Genomic DNA, 16,189 nt, shown 5'->3' with positions numbered 1-16,189 from the left:
CCGATGTTCGTCGTCCTGGTCTACGACACCGCCGTCGAACGCAACCCCGCCGCACTGCGAACATGCCGGCAGTACCTGCACTGGGTCCAACGCAGCGTCTTCGAAGGCGAACTCTCCGCCGCACAGCACCGAAACCTGATGACCGCCCTCCGACAGCAACTCGACCTGAGCTACGACAGCGTCCGCATGTACCGGATCGGCTCACCGCACCTCGTCCAAGTCGAGGCCCTCGGCACCGAACTGAGCCACCCAGATTCGATACTCTGACCAGCACAAATACACAACCGCCGGACCGCTGCAAAACTCGGCCAAACCCAGCCGCAAAAAGCGGGTTTGACCTGCAACTTAAGGTTCGGGTCGCTCATCACCCCTGGAGGGATCGCAACGGCAGCCACATGGTGGTGGACCGGAAGATGTCACCGGTGTCGCTCATCACCCCTGGAGGGATCGCAACAGCCACCAGCGGAGGACGTCGGGGTCGGCGGCGAGGGGTCGCTCATCACCCCTGGAGGGATCGCAACGGGCCCTTGGCCGGGAGCCTGTCTCCGGCATCGGCGTCGCTCATCAGCCCTGGAGGGATCGCAACAACGCCGGCCCGCTGCGGCCGGTACGCACCTCGACGTCGCTCATCACCCCTGGAGGGATCGCAACAGCCACCAGCGGAGGACGTCGGGGTCGGCGGCGAGGGGTCGCTCATCACCCCTGGAGGGATCGCAACGGGCCCTTGGCCGGGAGCCTGTCTCCGGCATCGGCGTCGCTCATCAGCCCTGGAGGGATCGCAACTGGTGCCTGCGGGTCGCTGTCCGGGTCGAGGTGCTCTAGTCGCTCATCACCCCTGGAGGGATCGCAACACGCCGCCCCGCGGGGGCTTGACCGTGAGGCCGGGTCGCTCATCACCCCTGGAGGGATCGCAACGCCCACCGGCCCAGCATCGACGGCGGCCGGGCCTCCAGTCGCTCATCACCCCTGGGGCGGTGACGGATGTTCGTCGTCCTGGTCTACGACACCGCCGTCGAACGCAACCCCGCCGCACTGCGAACATGCCGGCAGTACCTGCACTGGGTCCAACACAGCGTCTTCGAAGGCGAACTCTCCGCCGCACAGCACCGAAACCTGATGACCGCCCTCCGACAGCAACTCGACCTGAGCTACGACAGCGTCCGCATGTACCGGATCGGCTCACCGCACCTCGTCCAAGTCGAGGCCCTCGGCACCGAACTGAGCCACCCAGATTCGATACTCTGACCAGCACAAATACACAACCGCCGGACCGCTGCAAAACTCGGCCAAACCCAGCCCCAGAAAGCGGGTTTGACCTGCAACTTAAGGTTCGGGTCGCTCATCACCCCTGGAGGGATCGCAACCCTGGGCGACGGACTCCAGGGGCACCCGGGCCAGGTGTCGCTCATCACCCCTGGAGGGATCGCAACGCGGCTTGTGGTCCGGGTTGCCGTCGGTGACGACGTCGCTCATCACCCCTGGAGGGATCGCAACCCCTGCGCCGTGACGTTGCCGGTGCCCGTCGCCCTGTCGCTCATCACCCCTGGAGGGATCGCAACCGTTGCAGATCGCGCAGCCAAAGGTCAAGCTGATCGCGTCGCTCATCACCCCTGGAGGGATCGCAACATGTACCCACCGCGGGCCGGGCTGGTGCGCTCCGCGTGTCGCTCATCACCCCTGGAGGGATCGCAACCTGGACGCCGGCCGGTCCCTGTACGGCGAGCGGCACGTCGCTCATCACCCCTGGAGGGATCGCAACTACCCAGCCGGCTCGCCCAGGTCCTGCGCGCGGTCCTGTCGCTCATCACCCCTGGAGGGATCGCAACGTGGTGACGACACCGGGGACGAAGCGGGCACCGTCGTCGCTCATCACCCCTGGAGGGATCGCAACGCGGGCGACTCACCGAGCAGCCCCAAGGTGGCCTCGGCGTCGCTCATCACCCCTGGAGGGATCGCAACCGGTGGTCCCGGACGAGCTGCACCAGGTCGGCCAGTCGCTCATCACCCCTGGAGGGATCGCAACCCCCGCTGTCGTGCATGGTGACGATCCGGTCGTGGTGTCGCTCATCACCCCTGGAGGGATCGCAACTTCCATTCGCGGACGACGCCCTGCCGGAATCCGAGTCGCTCATCACCCCTGGAGGGATCGCAACCGGTAGGTGCGCGCGTTGAACGTGACGGACCCGCGTCGCTCATCACCCCTGGAGGGATCGCAACAACGGGCACCGAACATGATCAGCGATCCGTTCGTGAAGTCGCTCATCACCCCTGGAGGGATCGCAACACCGCAAGGCGGACAAGCGCGCCGGATGGAACGAGTCGCTCATCACCCCTGGAGGGATCGCAACGGCTCCCGGGTCGGCTCGGGCAGCACCTGGTCGACGAGTCGCTCATCACCCCTGGAGGGATCGCAACCCGGTCAGCCCCTCACCACGGAGGAACAGACCGTGGTCGCTCATCACCCCTGGAGGGATCGCAACACCGATCGGTTATGCGATGCGACTCGGCGCTGCAGTCGCTCATCACCCCTGGAGGGATCGCAACACCGATCGGTTATGCGATGCGACTCGGCGCTGCAGTCGCTCATCACCCCTGGAGGGATCGCAACCTCGGCAGGTCGAGCCCGTACGCGGCCGCGAGCGAGCCCGTACGCGGCCGCGAGCCCGGGTCGCTCATCACCCTGGAGGGATCGCAACGCGATGACCATGACGTACGGGTTGCCGCCCGCCGCCGTCGCTCATCACCCCTGGAGGAATCGCAACCGCAGGATGCCGCCGAGGGCCACGGCGCAGGGGTTGTCGCTCATCACCCCTGGAGGGATCGCAACGAGAGCGCCATCGCGGCGTCCGTGTCGGAGTCGAGTCGCTCATCACCCCTAGAGGGATCGCAAACGCGGCAGGCAGGTCGCGGGCCGAGTGGTAGTCGGAGTCGCTCATCACCCCTGGAGGGATCGCAACGCGGATGGGTCGAAGCTGAGCCACGGGTCTTGGCCGCCGGTTGTCGGCTCCGCCTGAAAACTGACCACGTGGTTCCGGCTGAATCGGGACCACCTCCTGAAGCATCGGGAGGTGCTGAGCGTGGAGGACTGGGCGGAGATCCGGCGGCTGCGGCGGTCGGAGGGGATGGCGATTCAGGCCATCGCACGGCGGTTGAGGATGTCTCGCAACACGGTGAAGAAGGCCCTGGCCAGTGATGAGCCGCCGCGGTATCGGCGGGCGGTGAAGGGTTCGATCGTGGATGCGGTGGAGCCGCAGATCCGGGTGTTGTTGGCGGAGTTCCCGGACATGCCCTCAACGGTGATCATGGAACGGGTCGGGTGGACCCGGGGGAAGACGGTGTTCTGCGATCGGGTGCAGCAACTCCGGCCGTTGTTCCGCCGTCCGGATCCGGCTCAGCGGACGGAGTATCTGCCGGGTGAGTTGGTGCAGTGTGATCTGTGGTTCCCGCCGGCGGACGTGTCGTTGGGGTTCGGGCAGGTTGGCCGGCCTCCGGTGTTGGTGATGGTGTCGGGGTATTCGCGGTGGCTGTCGGCGGTGATGATCCCGTCGCGGCAGTCGGCTGATCTGCTGGTCGGGCATTGGACGTTGATCTCTGGTTGGGGGCGGGTGCCCAGGGCGTTGGTGTGGGACAACGAGTCCGCGGTCGGGCAGTGGCGGGCCGGTCGGCCGCAGTTGACCGAGGCGATGAACGGCTTCCGTGGCACCCTGGGCATCCGGGTGATTCAGTGCCGGCCGGCGGACCCGGAAGCCAAGGGCCTGGTGGAGCGGGCCAACGGCTATCTGGAGACGTCGTTCCTGCCCGGGCGCCGGTTCGGCTCACCGCAAGACTTCAACGCCCAGTTGGCGGACTGGCTGGTGCGGGCGAACAACCGCCGGCACCGGATGTTGGGCTGCCGCCCGGTGGACCGGTGGGACGCCGACCGGCAGGCGATGTTGTCGCTGCCGCCGGTCGCTCCGGTGGTTGGCTGGCGACAGACGACGCGGTTACCTCGTGATCATTACGTGCGTTTGGACAGCAACGACTACTCGGTGCACCCGGCTGCGGTGGGCCGTCGTGTCGACATCGTCGCTGACGCCGATCGGGTGCAGGTGTTCTGCGACGGCCGCCAGGTTGCTGGGCATGACCGCTGCTGGGCGAGGCATCAGAGCATCACCGATCCGGCTCACCGCGAGGCAGCCGCCGACCTGCGCACGGCTGCCCGGCAGGCACCGGCGCCGGTGGGCGCTGCTGAGGTCGAGCACCGGCAGCTCAGCGATTACGACCGGATGTTCGGCCTGGAAGAGGTGGCTGCGTGATGGCCGCCAAGACCAACAACCGCAATGTCACCTCGGAGATCGCGTTCCTCAGCCGCGCACTGAAAGCACCCTCCCTGGCCGCCTCGGTCGAACGTCTGGCCGAGCGGGCTCGGGCGGAGTCGTGGACGCATGAGGAGTTCCTCGCCGCCTGCCTGCAACGGGAAGTGGCCGCCCGGGAAGCTCACGGCGGTGAGGGCCGGATCCGGGCCGCGAGATTCCCAGCACGCAAGAGCCTGGAGGAGTTCGACTTCGAGCACCAACGATCGTTGAAGCGGGAGACGATCGCTCACCTGGGCACCCTGGACTTCGTGGCGTCGAAGGAGAACGTCGTCTTCTTGGGCCCGCCCGGCACTGGCAAGACTCACCTGTCCATCGGTCTCGGGATCCGGGCCTGTCAGGCCGGACACCGGGTCGCGTTCGCGACCGCCGCCCAGTGGGTGTCCCGCCTGGCCGACGCCCACCACGCCGGCCGCCTTCAAGACGAGTTGGTCAAGCTCGGCCGGATCCCGCTGCTGATCGTCGACGAGGTCGGCTACATCCCCTTCGAAGCCGAAGCCGCGAACCTGTTCTTCCAGCTGGTCTCCAACCGCTACGAACGCGCCAGCCTGATCGTCACCAGTAACAAGCCCTTCGGCAGGTGGGGCGAAGTCTTCGGCGACGACGTCGTCGCCGCGGCCATGATCGACCGCCTCGTCCACCACGCCGAGGTCATCTCCATGAAGGGCGACAGCTACCGACTCAAAGACCGCGACCTCGGCCGCGTCCCACCGGCCACCAAAACCAACGACTAAAAATCAACCAACCCGGGGGTGGTCCAGTTTCAGCCGGACCACGGTGGTCAGGGTTGAGGCGGCGTTGACACCGGTCGCTAATCACCCCTGGAGGGATCGCAACCGTTCATCCAGGCCCTCTTCTCCGGCATCGGCTCCCTGTCGCTCATCACCCCTGGAGGGATCGCAACAGGAGCGGTTCGGTGCCGGCGATGTCGGGTCGGCGTCGCTCATCACCCCTGGAGGATCGCAACTCCTGACCCGCGCGGTCATCAAGCGATAGGGGCTGTCGCTCATCACTCCTGGAGGGAACGCAACGCGTTCATGGCCGTGTTCCCGACCGAAAAGCTGGTGTCGCTCATCACTCCTGGAGGGATCGCAACACTGTGGCCGGAGCAAGGCCAAGGCCCGCACCGCGTCGCTCATCACTCATGGGGGATCGCAACGACAGCGACGACCTCGGCCTTCGGGTTGCCGACATCCTGCCGCTCATCACCCCTGGAGGGATCGCAACGAGAACGCCGGCTGGCCGGCTGCCTTCCGCTCTGCGCGTCGCTCATCACCCCTGGAGGGATCGCAAATCGGGGTTGCCGATGGGGAGGATGCAGCAGTCCCGAGTCGCTTATCACTATGGGATTGCAAACGAGACCGGCACGCTGCCGGGCAGACGGATGAGCAGCGGAGAACGCCGGGGCGGGACCGCCCGAAGACCTGCCGAGGGTGAGTAGGTGGAGTCGGCCGAGCGAGAGGCAGCGTGGCGGCTGCTGGAGCAGGCCGAGGCGGACCGGGTGCCGGTAAACGACATCAGCCGGGCGAGCCGGACCGACGGTGGCCTCGCAAGCAGCGATGAGCCTTCTTACACTTGCGGCGGCTCATCCACGACGTGCACTCCGCTGCCGGCGCGGCCCACGGTGAGCCCTCTCTCACGGGTCAGCTCCAACGCGCGCTGGACAGTTGACACGCTGACCGAGTACAGATCAGACAGCTCCCGCAGCGACGGCAGCTTGGTGCCGGGCTTGTACTCCCGACCACTGATGCGGGCGGTCAGGTCGTCTGCGATCTGCCGCGACGACATCGGTATGGGCATGCAGTCTCTCCCTGGGCAGTACAGCTAGCCCGGCGATTGGATCACGATTCACCGGCGGACCTCGTCCAGCGATGGACCTAGAAGGGGGCCGCAGGGCAGAGATGTAGTCGTAGCGGATCTTCGCTATCAGCGTGCTCAGCGTGTCGGCTTGGCCTTGACGTAGACGCCCTCGCCCTGGCGGCCCTCGACCAGGCCCTCGGCCTTGAGCACCAGCATGGCTCCACGGATCGAGCCGTAGGACACGCCGTGCTGGGTCTGCAGCGCGGTAGTCGAGGGCAGTTTGTCTCCAACGGACAGCTTGCCGGTACGAATCTGCTCGCGGATGGCCTCTGCCACCCGCTCGTACTTTGCGGTCATCTGTAACTCCTCGGGTCGCACCCCGAGTAGATCACCTCCAGAAAGCTGCATCAACTATGTCGAGCAGGCTAGACTAGGTCAACTATGTTGATTAGGCTACGTGTCGTGTTCGTCCTCGGGTCGCACCAGGAGGGGCACAAGTCCGGTGCCTGCCCACTTATCCCCCATTGCCGAGTTGCGGCAGGCACCGGACCCGATCAACCCACGCCGCGCCGAGCCGAGTCATTCCAGCGGCCGGGCAGGGCAGCGCTGTCGACAGCCCAGGACGGAGGCACATGGAGCCCAGCACGGACTCAGTTGGGGACGGGCCCTTTATCAAGGCCGGCGGCACCAGCAAGGGCGGCGCGGTCTACCAGTCCAGGCGGAACCTGCTGACGCCGGCCGACATCCGGTGGCAGGACTTCCCAAAGACTCGGTTCGGCCGGCGTGGCCTCGCCCCGGAGGCAGTCGCCAGGTTCCTGCGTCGGGTCGAGGCCGATCTGGACGCCCTGTACCAGGAGATCGTCACCGCCCGGGACGAGGCACGCCAGCACCGGAACACCGTGCCGGAGCTGCGAGTGGAACGCTGGCATCCCCGCGAGCCGGGGGCACAGCGGTTCCGCAACGAGTACAGACGCCCGCCCATGTGGCCGCCCTACTCACGTCGCCAGCAAGGCTGCCACCGTCAGCCGGAAGACGAATCGGGCGATGACTGACTACCCGGCGCTGCACGGCCCGTCGAGGCCGGACTGGAACTGCCTCGTCTGCGGCGACCCCTGGCCCTGCCTGGCCCGCAAGCGCCAGCTCAAGGAGCTGTGCCAGTGCAACATCCGAACGCTCGCCCGCTACATGAACGAGTACCTGCGCGACGCCCACAAGGAAATCACCGGCATGAGCACAGCCGAAATCACCGAGCGCATCGTCGGATGGTGCGGCAGACCGTTGGAGATGTGGGCGGCCCAGGAACACCCGGCCGACGCGAAAGATCAAGACCGGCAACAACGCTACCTACCCAACCAGAAGGCAGGCAGATATGGACGCCACGGATAACGGCCCGGCGCAGAGCCGGAGCGAGCAGGCCGAGGCCACCGAGCGGGAAGCGGCGAGGCGACGCCTGCTGGAGCAGGCCGAGGCGGACCGGGTCCCGGTGGACGACACCACAAGGGCGGTGCCCGACCGGCGGTGGCGTCGTGACCACCCATGAACTGCCGATAGGCCGCCGCGTCGCCCGGTTACGAGCCCAACGGCGGCTGACTCAGCAGATGCTGGCCGACCGGCTCGGCAAGTCGAAGAGCTGGGTGGACAAGGTCGAGCGGGGTGCCCGCTCCCTCGACAGGTTCACCGTCATCCAGGACCTCGCCGACGCGCTCCGCGTCGACCCGGTGGCGCTGCTCGGCCGGGACGGCCGGCCGGCGGCGACCCGTGCCGCCGTGGACGGGGTGGACGGGGTGCGGGCCGCCCTCGCGCGCTACGACACCGTCCTGACCGGGCCGGTCGGCCGGTCGGCACCGCCGGCCGGCGAGCTGGGCCGGCGGGTGCGGCACGCCTGGCTGACGTACCAGCACGCCGACTACCCGCAACTGCTGCGGATGCTGCCGGCCCTGCTCGGCGACGCCCAACGCGCCCACACGGGCGGCGGGGACGACGTGGCGGAGCTGCTGGCGCAGGCGTACCGGATCACCTCGTCGGTGCTGGTGAAGCTCGGCGAGGGCGACCTCGGCTGGCTGGCCGCCGACCGGGCCATGTCCGTGGCCACCGGCGACCCGCTGCTGGTGGCGGCAGCCACCGTCCCGCTGGGGCAGGCACTGCGCGCCCTCGACCGCCCCCGGCCGGCCCTGACGGCCACGATCGCCGCCGCCCACCACATCGCCCCCACGGTGCCGCGCGACGGCCCGCCGCACGAGCTGGCGCTGCACGGGACGCTGCTGGTCCAGGCCGCCCTGGCCGCCGCCGCGTGCGGCGACGAGCAGAGCGCACGGGAACTGGTCGACCAGGCGGCCGGAATCGCCGACGAGATCGGCGACGGCCACGACCGGCACTGGACCAACTTCGGGCCCACGGCCGTCGAGTTGGCCCAGGTGGCGACCGCCGTCGACCTGGGTGCCGGCGACGAGGCCGTCACCCGGCACGAGAAGGTCATCGGCTCGGACGACTGGCGGCGGTTGCCGGCCGAGCACCGGGCGGCGTACCTGCTCGACGCCTCCCGCGCGTACCTCCAGATCGGCGACCCGCTCGCGGCCGGGCGCGTGCTGGTCGAGGCCGACCGGACCGCGCCGGCCGAGGTCCGGTTACGGCCGGTGGCCCGTACGCTGATCACCGCCCTGATGCGCGGCGGACCGGTCCCGGCCGACGTGGCGCACCTGGCCACGGCCGTCGGGGTCGCGTGAGGACCGCCCAGTCCCGCCCCGTCCGATTCCGCGCGATCCTGATCCTGCCGGCCTGGCCTCACCTGGCCTGTCTCGGTGCTGCCGCGCTCATCCGCCGGGAGCGGCGGGCCGCCCACACCAGGCCGGTGAGCACTACGGCGGACGCAACCCCGAGTGCCCCGCCGACTGTGGGCCAACTGGTGCTGACTCCGGACAGCCTGCTCGGCTGACCTGGCTCGCCCGCCCGGGGAAACGTGATCGTGCCGGCCGCGCTGTGCTTGACGGTGCCGCTGGTCAGGCTGACGCGGACCTTCCAGGGTCCGTCCGCGAGATTGGCCGGCAGCGACGCGGTGAGCTTGCCTGGTTCGCCGGGCGCCAGCGTCGTGGTGTCGAAGGAGAAGGGTCCGGCGCGGGTGTCGTCGGGTCCGTCGGAGAGGCTCACCTCGCCGGTGATGTCCAGGGCCCGCCCGCCGGTGTTGTTCACCTCGACGGTGACGGTGGGTTTACCTTTGTCGTCGAGAGCCGGGACCATCGTTCCTATGGTGAAGTCCGACGGCGGCTCGTCGCCGGGGCCGACATGCAGGTAGATGCGGATGCCGACCCGGTTGACGGCGTCGATCTGGCTGCCACCCGGGCGTGCGTTGTCTTTCGAGGACAGCGAGGCCCACACCATCGCGTACCGTTCCCCCGTCGTGGCGGTGCTCGGCACGCGAATGGTCACCTCGACCGGTGTCTTGTCACCAGCTGACATGCCCACCCGGTCGTGGTCCAGCGAGATCCAGGACGTCAACTCGTTCGTGGCGTGCCCTTCGCCCACCCGGAGCTTGCCGTTCCCGATCGCTGCGGCCCCTGGATAGATCTCGATGACCCTGCGCTGGTGCAGCTCGCTGATCAGCAGCACCCGCCGCTTGATGACGGTGCCGGGCGTCAGGTGATCCACGATCTTGGTCAGCGCGCGAGGGTCCGAGCGGTGGCTGGGCGTCACGTCGAGCAGCGAGATCCCGAAGCTTCCCTTGTCCTCAGCCGGATCTGTGGCGCTGGCCTGGGCGGGTGTCCCCAGGCCAGCGACGCACAGCAGCACCACGCAGGACCATCCGGCGAGCCGGCGGCGTGGGCTAGAACACCGAATGCGTCACCGTCCCGCGGTAGGTGCCCGGGGCCGATCCCGCCGGGACCGTGAACTGGAACTGGGGGTTCCAGGTCGCCGTGTCCCCGGTCGAAGCGGTGGTGGCGTTGACCACCGTCTGAGGTGCGCCACTGAGAGTGACCGGCGCGGTCGGAGTGCAGGTGGTGGTGCCGACAACCGTGCAGAACGGGATGACATAGGTGATGGCCGACGCGGGAACCGTCGCCCCGGCCGCCGCGTTGGCGAAGGCGGTGGACGACACCTGCGCTGTCCATGTCCCCGTGCTCGGGGCCTCGCTACGCCCGTCGGTGACCTGGACGTTCCCGAACGAGACAGCGGCCGGGACGCCCACCTGGACAAAGCCGAGGTCCACCGGGTCAGGCGCGGTGATGTCCAACGAGCCGCTGAAGGCGGTGAATGACGTATCTGAGTCAACTGAGGGGGCGGCGGCTGCCGGGGCAGCGACCGCCACCAACGCAAGGGCGGCGACGGCACCCCCCAGCACGATTCTCACAGAGCGCACGAGACGTGACTCCCTTTCGACGATTGGATGCCACCGGACGCCTCCTTGACGGAGGCATCTGGATTATCCCGGTATGGGCGGTTTGACATTACCCGTCCCAACAGGGGCTGCGGCGCGAAAGGGCCAACCTGCTGGTTCAGTCCTCCCCGACCACGGACAGGTCGTCGCCGAGGGCCGCGGCGATGGCCGCGGCGCGCGAGTGGTCGCCCAGCCTGCGGGTGAGGTACGCGCAGGCGTGGTGGTGGGTGAGTGACCACCAGGCGGCGGAGCCTCCGATGCCACCCTTCGCGATCTTGCCGCGGTCGCGGATGAAGCCGAGTGTCCAGGTGAGCCTGGTGCCGAAGACCTCGTCGTATCCGGTGACCTGGGATCTCAGCAGCTCCGCGTGCAGGTGGGGACCGAGTAGCTGACGCAGGGGCCCGTCGTCGCTGGTGAGGTGGGCGAAGAAGCCGGCCACGGCGGTTGCGGTGGTGTGCAGGTTGACCGCCGCGAAGACCGACTGACGCCAGATCCTGGAGTTCGCCTGCGTGGTGTCGAGCACGCCTGCGGGTATCTGCAGCCACGGGGCCGCGTGGAGTTGAGTTGGCCAATCCGGACTTGCGTACTCCAGGTCGGCGACGCGGTCCAGGGCGCCGTCCGGTACGCCGAACCACGCGTCCAGCCCGAGTGCGGGGCGTACGACGCCGTCGTACACCTCGTGAAGGGTGGCACCGGCGGCGGCGCGCAGGATGCCGTCGATGAGGTGGCCGTAGGTGAACGCGTGCTCCCCCAGCGACGCGCCGGGCACGTACTCCGGTGCCGCCTCGGCCAGGCTCGCCCGCAGGGCGGTGTCGTCGAGCAGGTCGAGTGTGGCGGCCTCGGCCGGGAATCGCGGTTGACCCGCCTGGTGGGTGAGCACCTGACGTAGCGTGGTCCGTTCCTTGCCTCTGGTGCCGTATTCCTTCCAGTAGGTGGCGATCGGCTCGTCCAGGGACAGCGCGCCGTCGCGGACGGCGATCAGGGCGGCGAGCGTGGCGAAGACCTTGGACAGTGAGTACGGCTGCACCAGGGTGTCGTCGCGCCAGGGCCGCCGCCGTTCGGGGTCGGCCCAGCCGCCGCTGAGCCGGACGACCTCCCGGCCGTCGCGCCAGACCGACACTCCCGCCCCGGTTTCCCGACCGTCGTCCAGCAGCTGTTGGAAGACCTGGCGCACCGCGTCGTACCCGTGCTCGGCGAACCCTTCGACCTGAACCATTTCCGCTCCCCGCTTCGCGGCAACTGACTGCTGCGGGGCCCCGGGACAGGCGATGATCGTTCCGGCGGCACCGCAGACAGCCTCTGACGTCACAGACGCACCTCGGACAGATCGAGGCACGCCGTTCGCAAAATTTACCCCCCGGGGGTATGTGAGGCAATGGGCGACGCCGGCGCGACGGGTGGCTTCGGACTTTTCGCGGTCGATGACATCGCCCGACCCAGGCGGGGTACGCCCCCAAGTCCGGAGAAACCAGTCCCAAAGGGGAGATTTCAGCCCGCCCCTTGCACCTATACCCCCGGGGGGTATATTGGCCACGAGGACAAGGAGGCGATGAGATGCGCCAGGACGTTACAAGCGATGGTTCGGGCCGGCCGGCGAGCGAGCATGATCAGCACGCCGGGCACGGTGGGCATCAGGGGCACGACAAGCACGCCGGGCACGACCCCGAGGTGTTCCGCCGTAAGTTCTGGCTGAGCTTCGCGCTGACGGTGCCGATCGTGGTCACCAGCCACATGGTGATGGACTGGTTCGGGTACTCGCTCGACTTCCCCGGCAGGTCATGGGTCGGGCCGGTGCTCGGCACGGTCGTGTTCCTCTACGGCGGCTGGCCGTTCCTGGTCGGCGCGGTCCGCGAGCTGCGCGACCGCGCGCCCGGGATGATGCTGCTGGTCTCGATGGCGATCACCGTCGCCTACGTCGCGTCGCTGGCCACCACCGCCGGAGCGTTCGACCTCGACTTCTGGTGGGAGCTGGCCGCGCTGGTGACGATCATGCTGCTCGGGCACTGGCAGGAGATGAAGGCCATCGGCCAGGCCCGGGGTGCGCTCGCCGCGCTCGCCGCGTTGCTTCCCGACGACGCCGAACGCGTCACCGAAGACGGCGTCCAGCGGGTTCCCGTGGATCAGCTGCGCGTCGGCGACGTGGTGCTCGTCCGCCCCGGCGCCCGGGTGCCGGCCGACGGGCAGATCGTGGACGGCAGGGCCGAACTCGACGAATCGATGATCACCGGCGAGTCGCGGCCAGTGCCGCGAGGTGCCGGCGACCGGGCGGTCGCGGGCACGGTCGCCACCGACTCCGCGATCCGGGTACGCGTCGACGCGATCGGCGAGAACACCGCCCTGGCCGGCATCCAACGCCTCGTCGCCGAGGCGCAACAGTCACAGGGGCGGGCCCAACTGCTCGCCGACCGGTTCGCCGCCTGGCTGGTCTACATCGCCAGCGCCGCCGCCGTACTCACGTTCGTCGTGTGGTCCGCGCTCGGCGACGTCAACGAGGCGGTGATCCGTACCGTGACGGTCCTGGTCATCGCCTGCCCCCACGCCCTCGGCCTGGCCATCCCCCTCGTCATCGCGCTGTCCACCGCGCTGGCCGCGAAGTCCGGCATCCTGGTCAAGGACCGGCTCGCGCTGGAACGGATGCGCACCGTCGACGCGGTGCTGTTCGACAAGACCGGCACCCTGACCAAGGGCGAACATGCCGTCACCGCAGTCGCCGCGACCGCCGGCGGCAGCGAGGACGAGGTGCTCCGGCTGGCCGGGGCGGTCGAGGCGGACAGCGAGCACCCGCTCGCCCGCGCGATCGTGGCCGCCGCCGCCCGACCCGGGCAACCGCTACGGGCGACCGGCTTCGAGTCGCTGACGGGCCGAGGGGTACGCGCCACCGTCGACGGCGCTCAGTACGCCGTGGGCGGCCCCGCGCTCCTGCGTGAACTCGGCGCCGACGTCCCCGACGACATCACCCACGCGTCCGGGCAGTGGTCGGACCGGGGAGCGGCAGTGCTCTACCTCGCCCGACTCGACGCGACCGCGAAGATCGTAGGCGCACTCGCGCTCGAGGACGAGGTACGCCCGGAGGCCCGGCAGGCGATCGACCAGCTCCGACGGCTGGGCGTCAAGAAACTGATGATGATCACAGGCGACGCCCGCCCGGTCGCCGAGGCTGTCGCCGCCGACCTCGGGTTCCGACCCGGCGTCGACGAGGTGTTCGCCGAGGTCCTGCCGGCGGACAAGGACGACATCGTCGCCGACCTGCAACGGCGCGGGCTGACCGTGGCGATGGTCGGCGACGGGGTGAACGACGCTCCCGCCCTGGCCCGCGCCAACGTCGGCATCGCCATCGGCGCCGGCACCGACGTCGCCATCGAGTCGGCCGGGGTCGTGCTCGCCTCCTCCGACCCCCGCGGCGTCACCGGGATCATCCGCCTGTCCCGCGCCTCGTACCGCAAGATGATCCAGAACCTGGCCTGGGCCGCCGGCTACAACGTCATCGCACTCCCGCTCGCCGCCGGAGTGCTGGCCTGGGCCGGTTTCGCCCTGAACCCCGCCATCGCCGCCGTCCTGATGTCGGCGTCGACGATCGTCGTGGCACTCAACGCGCAACTACTCCGGCGGGTACAGCTCGCGCCGACCGAACAGTGAGATGGCGTTCGGCGTTCGGCGTTCCGCGCGAGGCGCGGTCGCGGGATCGCCGACGCCGACGTCTGGAGTGTGTCACGGCCCTGGGCGCCGGTGCTCAGCCAACTGGGAGAAGCACCGGCGTGGTGTTCCGGGCGAGCGCGCCCGCTACGGCCGGCGTGAATTCGGTGATCAACCGCCAGAGCATGGGTGCACCGGCAACAGCTGTGGCGGCGACGGTGGGATCGGTCTGCCGCAGGAAGGCGAGGTGACGGCAGGCATGAACAGCGACGTCCACGGGCCGGATCTCGGCGGGGGACGGGGCGAGGGGGTCGCCGGAACCCAGCACCGGCGTGGGCTCGACCGGCGTCGTGGGAGCGCCTGGACGAGGGTCGGGCAGTGCCACGTAGGTGACGGTCAGGCGGCGGCCGACGAAGCGCCACGACGTGGAGTGCAGGAGCCCGTCGAGGCGCTCCGGCGGCAGTTCTGCCAACGATCGCGCGACGACGTCGGGGTGTTCGTCCCGCAGCGGCGCGGCGGTGGCCCGGAACCGTAACCCGTCCTGGTCGGCGCTGATCAGGAGCACCTCGACGACGACGGTCGGGAGCGGCAGCGTCGTCGGTGCGGCGGCGATATGCGGTGGCGGTGGCACCTGATCAGCTTAGGGAGGAGGCCATCCGGGCCTCGGTCGGTCCCTGAGGGATTCACCCCTGCCGGGGATCGGGGCGGACCGCTCAGGCGGCGGACGCATCGGCGGGCACGGCCACCTCCCATTCCGTGCCTGCCCGGGTGTCGTGGATGGTCAGGCCGGCGGCTGTCAGGGCCGCCCGGATGCTGTCCGCAGCCTGGTACGCCTGTTCCCCGCGTAGCCGCTCGCGTAGCGCGAGGAGCGGTTCCACCAGAGGGCGGAGCCGGTCGTGTGGGTCTCGAAGACCTACCGTGGCGGCGTGTCCGAGCCGCACGATCAGGCTCCGGAGCACCGCGCGGGCCTGGGCGGTGCCCTCGTCCTCGTCGGTGTCCGCGCCCCAGACGCCGATCGTCTCCTCGAGGTCGAGGACGGCTTGCACCATGTCGTCGGCCGCTCCGGCGAGCCGGGCCGCCTCGAAGCGCCGCTCGCAGTCCAGGGTCACCTCCGGCAGGGGCGCCGGTTGAGCCGCCCGTGACGGTTGGACGGGGACACCGTCGACCCTCCCCGCGGCGAATCGGTCGCTGCGGGTCAACGCGCACAGCTCGGCCAGGCTCAGCGTGGCGCCGGCCGTCAGTACGCGGCTGCGGCCGGCGCGGCGTACGGTCAGGCCACCTCGGCCGGTGATCTCCACGCTGCCGCGGAGCAGGTCGACGATCACCGCGGTGTGTTCGTCCACCCCGAGAATCGCGGCGTCGGCCGGCAGTTCCCGTTCGAGGATGGTCAGCCGGCGTTCTCCCAGGTAGGAATAGCGGGTGTCGTGGGTTCCGCCCTCGGTGTTGTCGTAGTGCGGGATCACCACCACCTGGAGGTCAAGGCAGGCGAGCAGGTTCAGCCCCTCGCGCCAGTGCGGCGCGGCGCCGACCTTGTAGATCTCGTAGACCGGCACGGCGAGACACCCCATCGTGGCGGCGGCGGCCGAGGCGAACACGACCGCGCCTCGCGGGTGTCGGATCCGTTCGGCGAGGGCCGCCGAGACGGGCCGTCGATGCCAGTGGTCGAGGGCGTAGGACGGGCTCCCCGGGCCGGAGAAGACCCAGTCCGCGGTCTGCACCATCGCCAGACCCCGGTCGGTATCCGCCGATGCCTGACCGCGCATGCCCGGTGCCACCGACACCCGCAGCCCGACGCTGCGGTGGAAGTACTGCTGCGCGCGGGCGGAGATGTCGGCGACATTCTCCTGAAAGCCGTACGGCGTCTCGAGGAGCACCGCGTTCGGCCGGTCCGGCGACAGCCGGTCGACCACCGCCCGGTGAACGCTGACCATGGTCGGGCTGGTCTCGCCGGATCCCATGATCGCGAGCAGGCCGCACTCGACTCGCTGCATGAGCTGCCTCCTCGGCCAGACTCCAACCCGCGACCATCTCGGAC

The 16,189-nt window shown here is 69.3% G+C and carries 16 protein-coding genes and 1 CRISPR repeat array; of the genes, 9 read left to right on the top strand and 7 right to left on the bottom strand.

Annotated features, from left to right (window positions below):
- The first annotated feature begins 3 nt into the window (after positions 1–3).
- From cas2 (OG559_RS25415) to istB, 4 genes are all read left to right on the top strand, one after another.
- Positions 4–267 (top strand): CRISPR-associated endonuclease Cas2, encoded by a 264-nt coding sequence (cas2, locus tag OG559_RS25415; RefSeq protein ID WP_405107956.1) that lies wholly within the window; start codon positions 4–6, stop codon positions 265–267.
- A gap of 714 nt (positions 268–981) precedes the next feature.
- The gene (gene cas2 / locus OG559_RS25410; protein WP_405107953.1) at positions 982–1,245 is read left to right on the top strand and encodes a CRISPR-associated endonuclease Cas2; all 264 of its coding nucleotides are present in this window, start codon (positions 982–984) and stop codon (positions 1,243–1,245) included.
- Between the two features lie 88 nt (positions 1,246–1,333).
- Positions 1,334–2,608: a CRISPR direct-repeat array (repeat unit 30 nt; unit sequence GTCGCTCATCACCCCTGGAGGGATCGCAAC).
- A 460-nt stretch (positions 2,609–3,068) separates the two neighbouring features.
- Positions 3,069–4,295 carry an IS21 family transposase gene (istA, locus tag OG559_RS25405; protein ID WP_405107951.1) on the top strand — a complete coding sequence of 409 codons (1,227 nt, stop codon included), beginning with the start codon at positions 3,069–3,071 and terminating at the stop codon, positions 4,293–4,295.
- Positions 4,295–5,086 carry an IS21-like element helper ATPase IstB gene (istB, locus tag OG559_RS25400; protein WP_405105721.1) on the top strand — a complete coding sequence of 264 codons (792 nt, stop codon included), beginning with the start codon at positions 4,295–4,297 and terminating at the stop codon, positions 5,084–5,086. The genes istA and istB overlap by 1 nt, the downstream gene beginning before the upstream one ends.
- A gap of 835 nt (positions 5,087–5,921) precedes the next feature.
- Here the strand turns inward: istB and OG559_RS25395 are convergent.
- Both OG559_RS25395 and OG559_RS25390 read right to left on the bottom strand, forming a co-directional pair.
- Positions 5,922–6,152: a GntR family transcriptional regulator gene (locus OG559_RS25395; protein ID WP_405107949.1), complete on the bottom strand. Its 231-nt coding sequence runs from the start codon at positions 6,150–6,152 to the stop codon at positions 5,922–5,924.
- A gap of 135 nt (positions 6,153–6,287) precedes the next feature.
- Positions 6,288–6,509, bottom strand: coding sequence for a FadR/GntR family transcriptional regulator (locus OG559_RS25390; protein WP_405107947.1), 222 nt, complete (start codon positions 6,507–6,509; stop codon positions 6,288–6,290).
- 275 nt (positions 6,510–6,784) lie between these two features.
- Between OG559_RS25390 and OG559_RS25385 the strand changes: the two genes are divergently transcribed.
- The 4 genes from OG559_RS25385 to OG559_RS25370 are packed head-to-tail and all read left to right on the top strand — an operon-like array spanning position 6,785 to position 8,875.
- Positions 6,785–7,204 carry a DivIVA domain-containing protein gene (locus OG559_RS25385; protein WP_405107945.1) on the top strand — a complete coding sequence of 140 codons (420 nt, stop codon included), beginning with the start codon at positions 6,785–6,787 and terminating at the stop codon, positions 7,202–7,204.
- Positions 7,197–7,538, top strand: a complete 342-nt coding sequence (locus OG559_RS25380; protein ID WP_405107942.1) for a hypothetical protein — start codon at positions 7,197–7,199, stop codon at positions 7,536–7,538. Before OG559_RS25385 ends, OG559_RS25380 begins: the two co-directional genes overlap by 8 nt.
- Positions 7,522–7,692, top strand: a complete 171-nt coding sequence (locus OG559_RS25375; protein ID WP_405107940.1) for a hypothetical protein — start codon at positions 7,522–7,524, stop codon at positions 7,690–7,692. Before OG559_RS25380 ends, OG559_RS25375 begins: the two co-directional genes overlap by 17 nt.
- Positions 7,679–8,875: a helix-turn-helix domain-containing protein gene (locus OG559_RS25370; protein ID WP_405107937.1), complete on the top strand. Its 1,197-nt coding sequence runs from the start codon at positions 7,679–7,681 to the stop codon at positions 8,873–8,875. The genes OG559_RS25375 and OG559_RS25370 overlap by 14 nt, the downstream gene beginning before the upstream one ends.
- Positions 8,876–8,933: 58 nt before the next feature.
- Here OG559_RS25370 and OG559_RS25365 read toward each other — a convergent pair whose 3' ends face one another.
- The 3 genes from OG559_RS25365 to OG559_RS25355 form a co-directional block, all read right to left on the bottom strand.
- On the bottom strand, positions 8,934–9,938 hold the full coding sequence (locus tag OG559_RS25365) for a hypothetical protein (RefSeq protein ID WP_405107934.1): 1,005 nt from the start codon (positions 9,936–9,938) through the stop codon (positions 8,934–8,936).
- 31 nt (positions 9,939–9,969) lie between these two features.
- Positions 9,970–10,494: a hypothetical protein gene (locus OG559_RS25360; RefSeq protein ID WP_396672862.1), complete on the bottom strand. Its 525-nt coding sequence runs from the start codon at positions 10,492–10,494 to the stop codon at positions 9,970–9,972.
- A 145-nt stretch (positions 10,495–10,639) separates the two neighbouring features.
- Entirely contained in the window at positions 10,640–11,737 is a 1,098-nt protein-coding gene (locus OG559_RS25355) for a serine hydrolase domain-containing protein (RefSeq protein WP_405107930.1), read from the bottom strand.
- Positions 11,738–12,075: 338 nt separating this feature from the next.
- Here OG559_RS25355 and OG559_RS25350 point away from each other — a divergent pair, with 338 nt between their 5' ends.
- Positions 12,076–14,157 (top strand): heavy metal translocating P-type ATPase, encoded by a 2,082-nt coding sequence (locus OG559_RS25350; protein ID WP_405107927.1) that lies wholly within the window; start codon positions 12,076–12,078, stop codon positions 14,155–14,157.
- Positions 14,158–14,251: 94 nt separating this feature from the next.
- Here the strand turns inward: OG559_RS25350 and OG559_RS25345 are convergent, their stop codons facing one another.
- The gene (locus tag OG559_RS25345; protein ID WP_405107924.1) at positions 14,252–14,785 is read right to left on the bottom strand and encodes a hypothetical protein; all 534 of its coding nucleotides are present in this window, start codon (positions 14,783–14,785) and stop codon (positions 14,252–14,254) included.
- Between the two features lie 82 nt (positions 14,786–14,867).
- Complete coding sequence (locus OG559_RS25340) at positions 14,868–16,145, bottom strand: hypothetical protein (RefSeq protein WP_405107922.1); 1,278 nt, start codon at positions 16,143–16,145, stop codon at positions 14,868–14,870.
- Positions 16,146–16,189: the final 44 nt, after the last annotated feature.

The organism is Micromonospora sp. NBC_01405 (assembly GCF_045040155.1).
In the GTDB taxonomy this organism is placed as follows: domain Bacteria; phylum Actinomycetota; class Actinomycetes; order Mycobacteriales; family Micromonosporaceae; genus Micromonospora.
The sequence above is the reverse complement of the archived record's forward strand: the minus strand, read 5'-3'. Positions and strand labels throughout refer to the sequence as shown.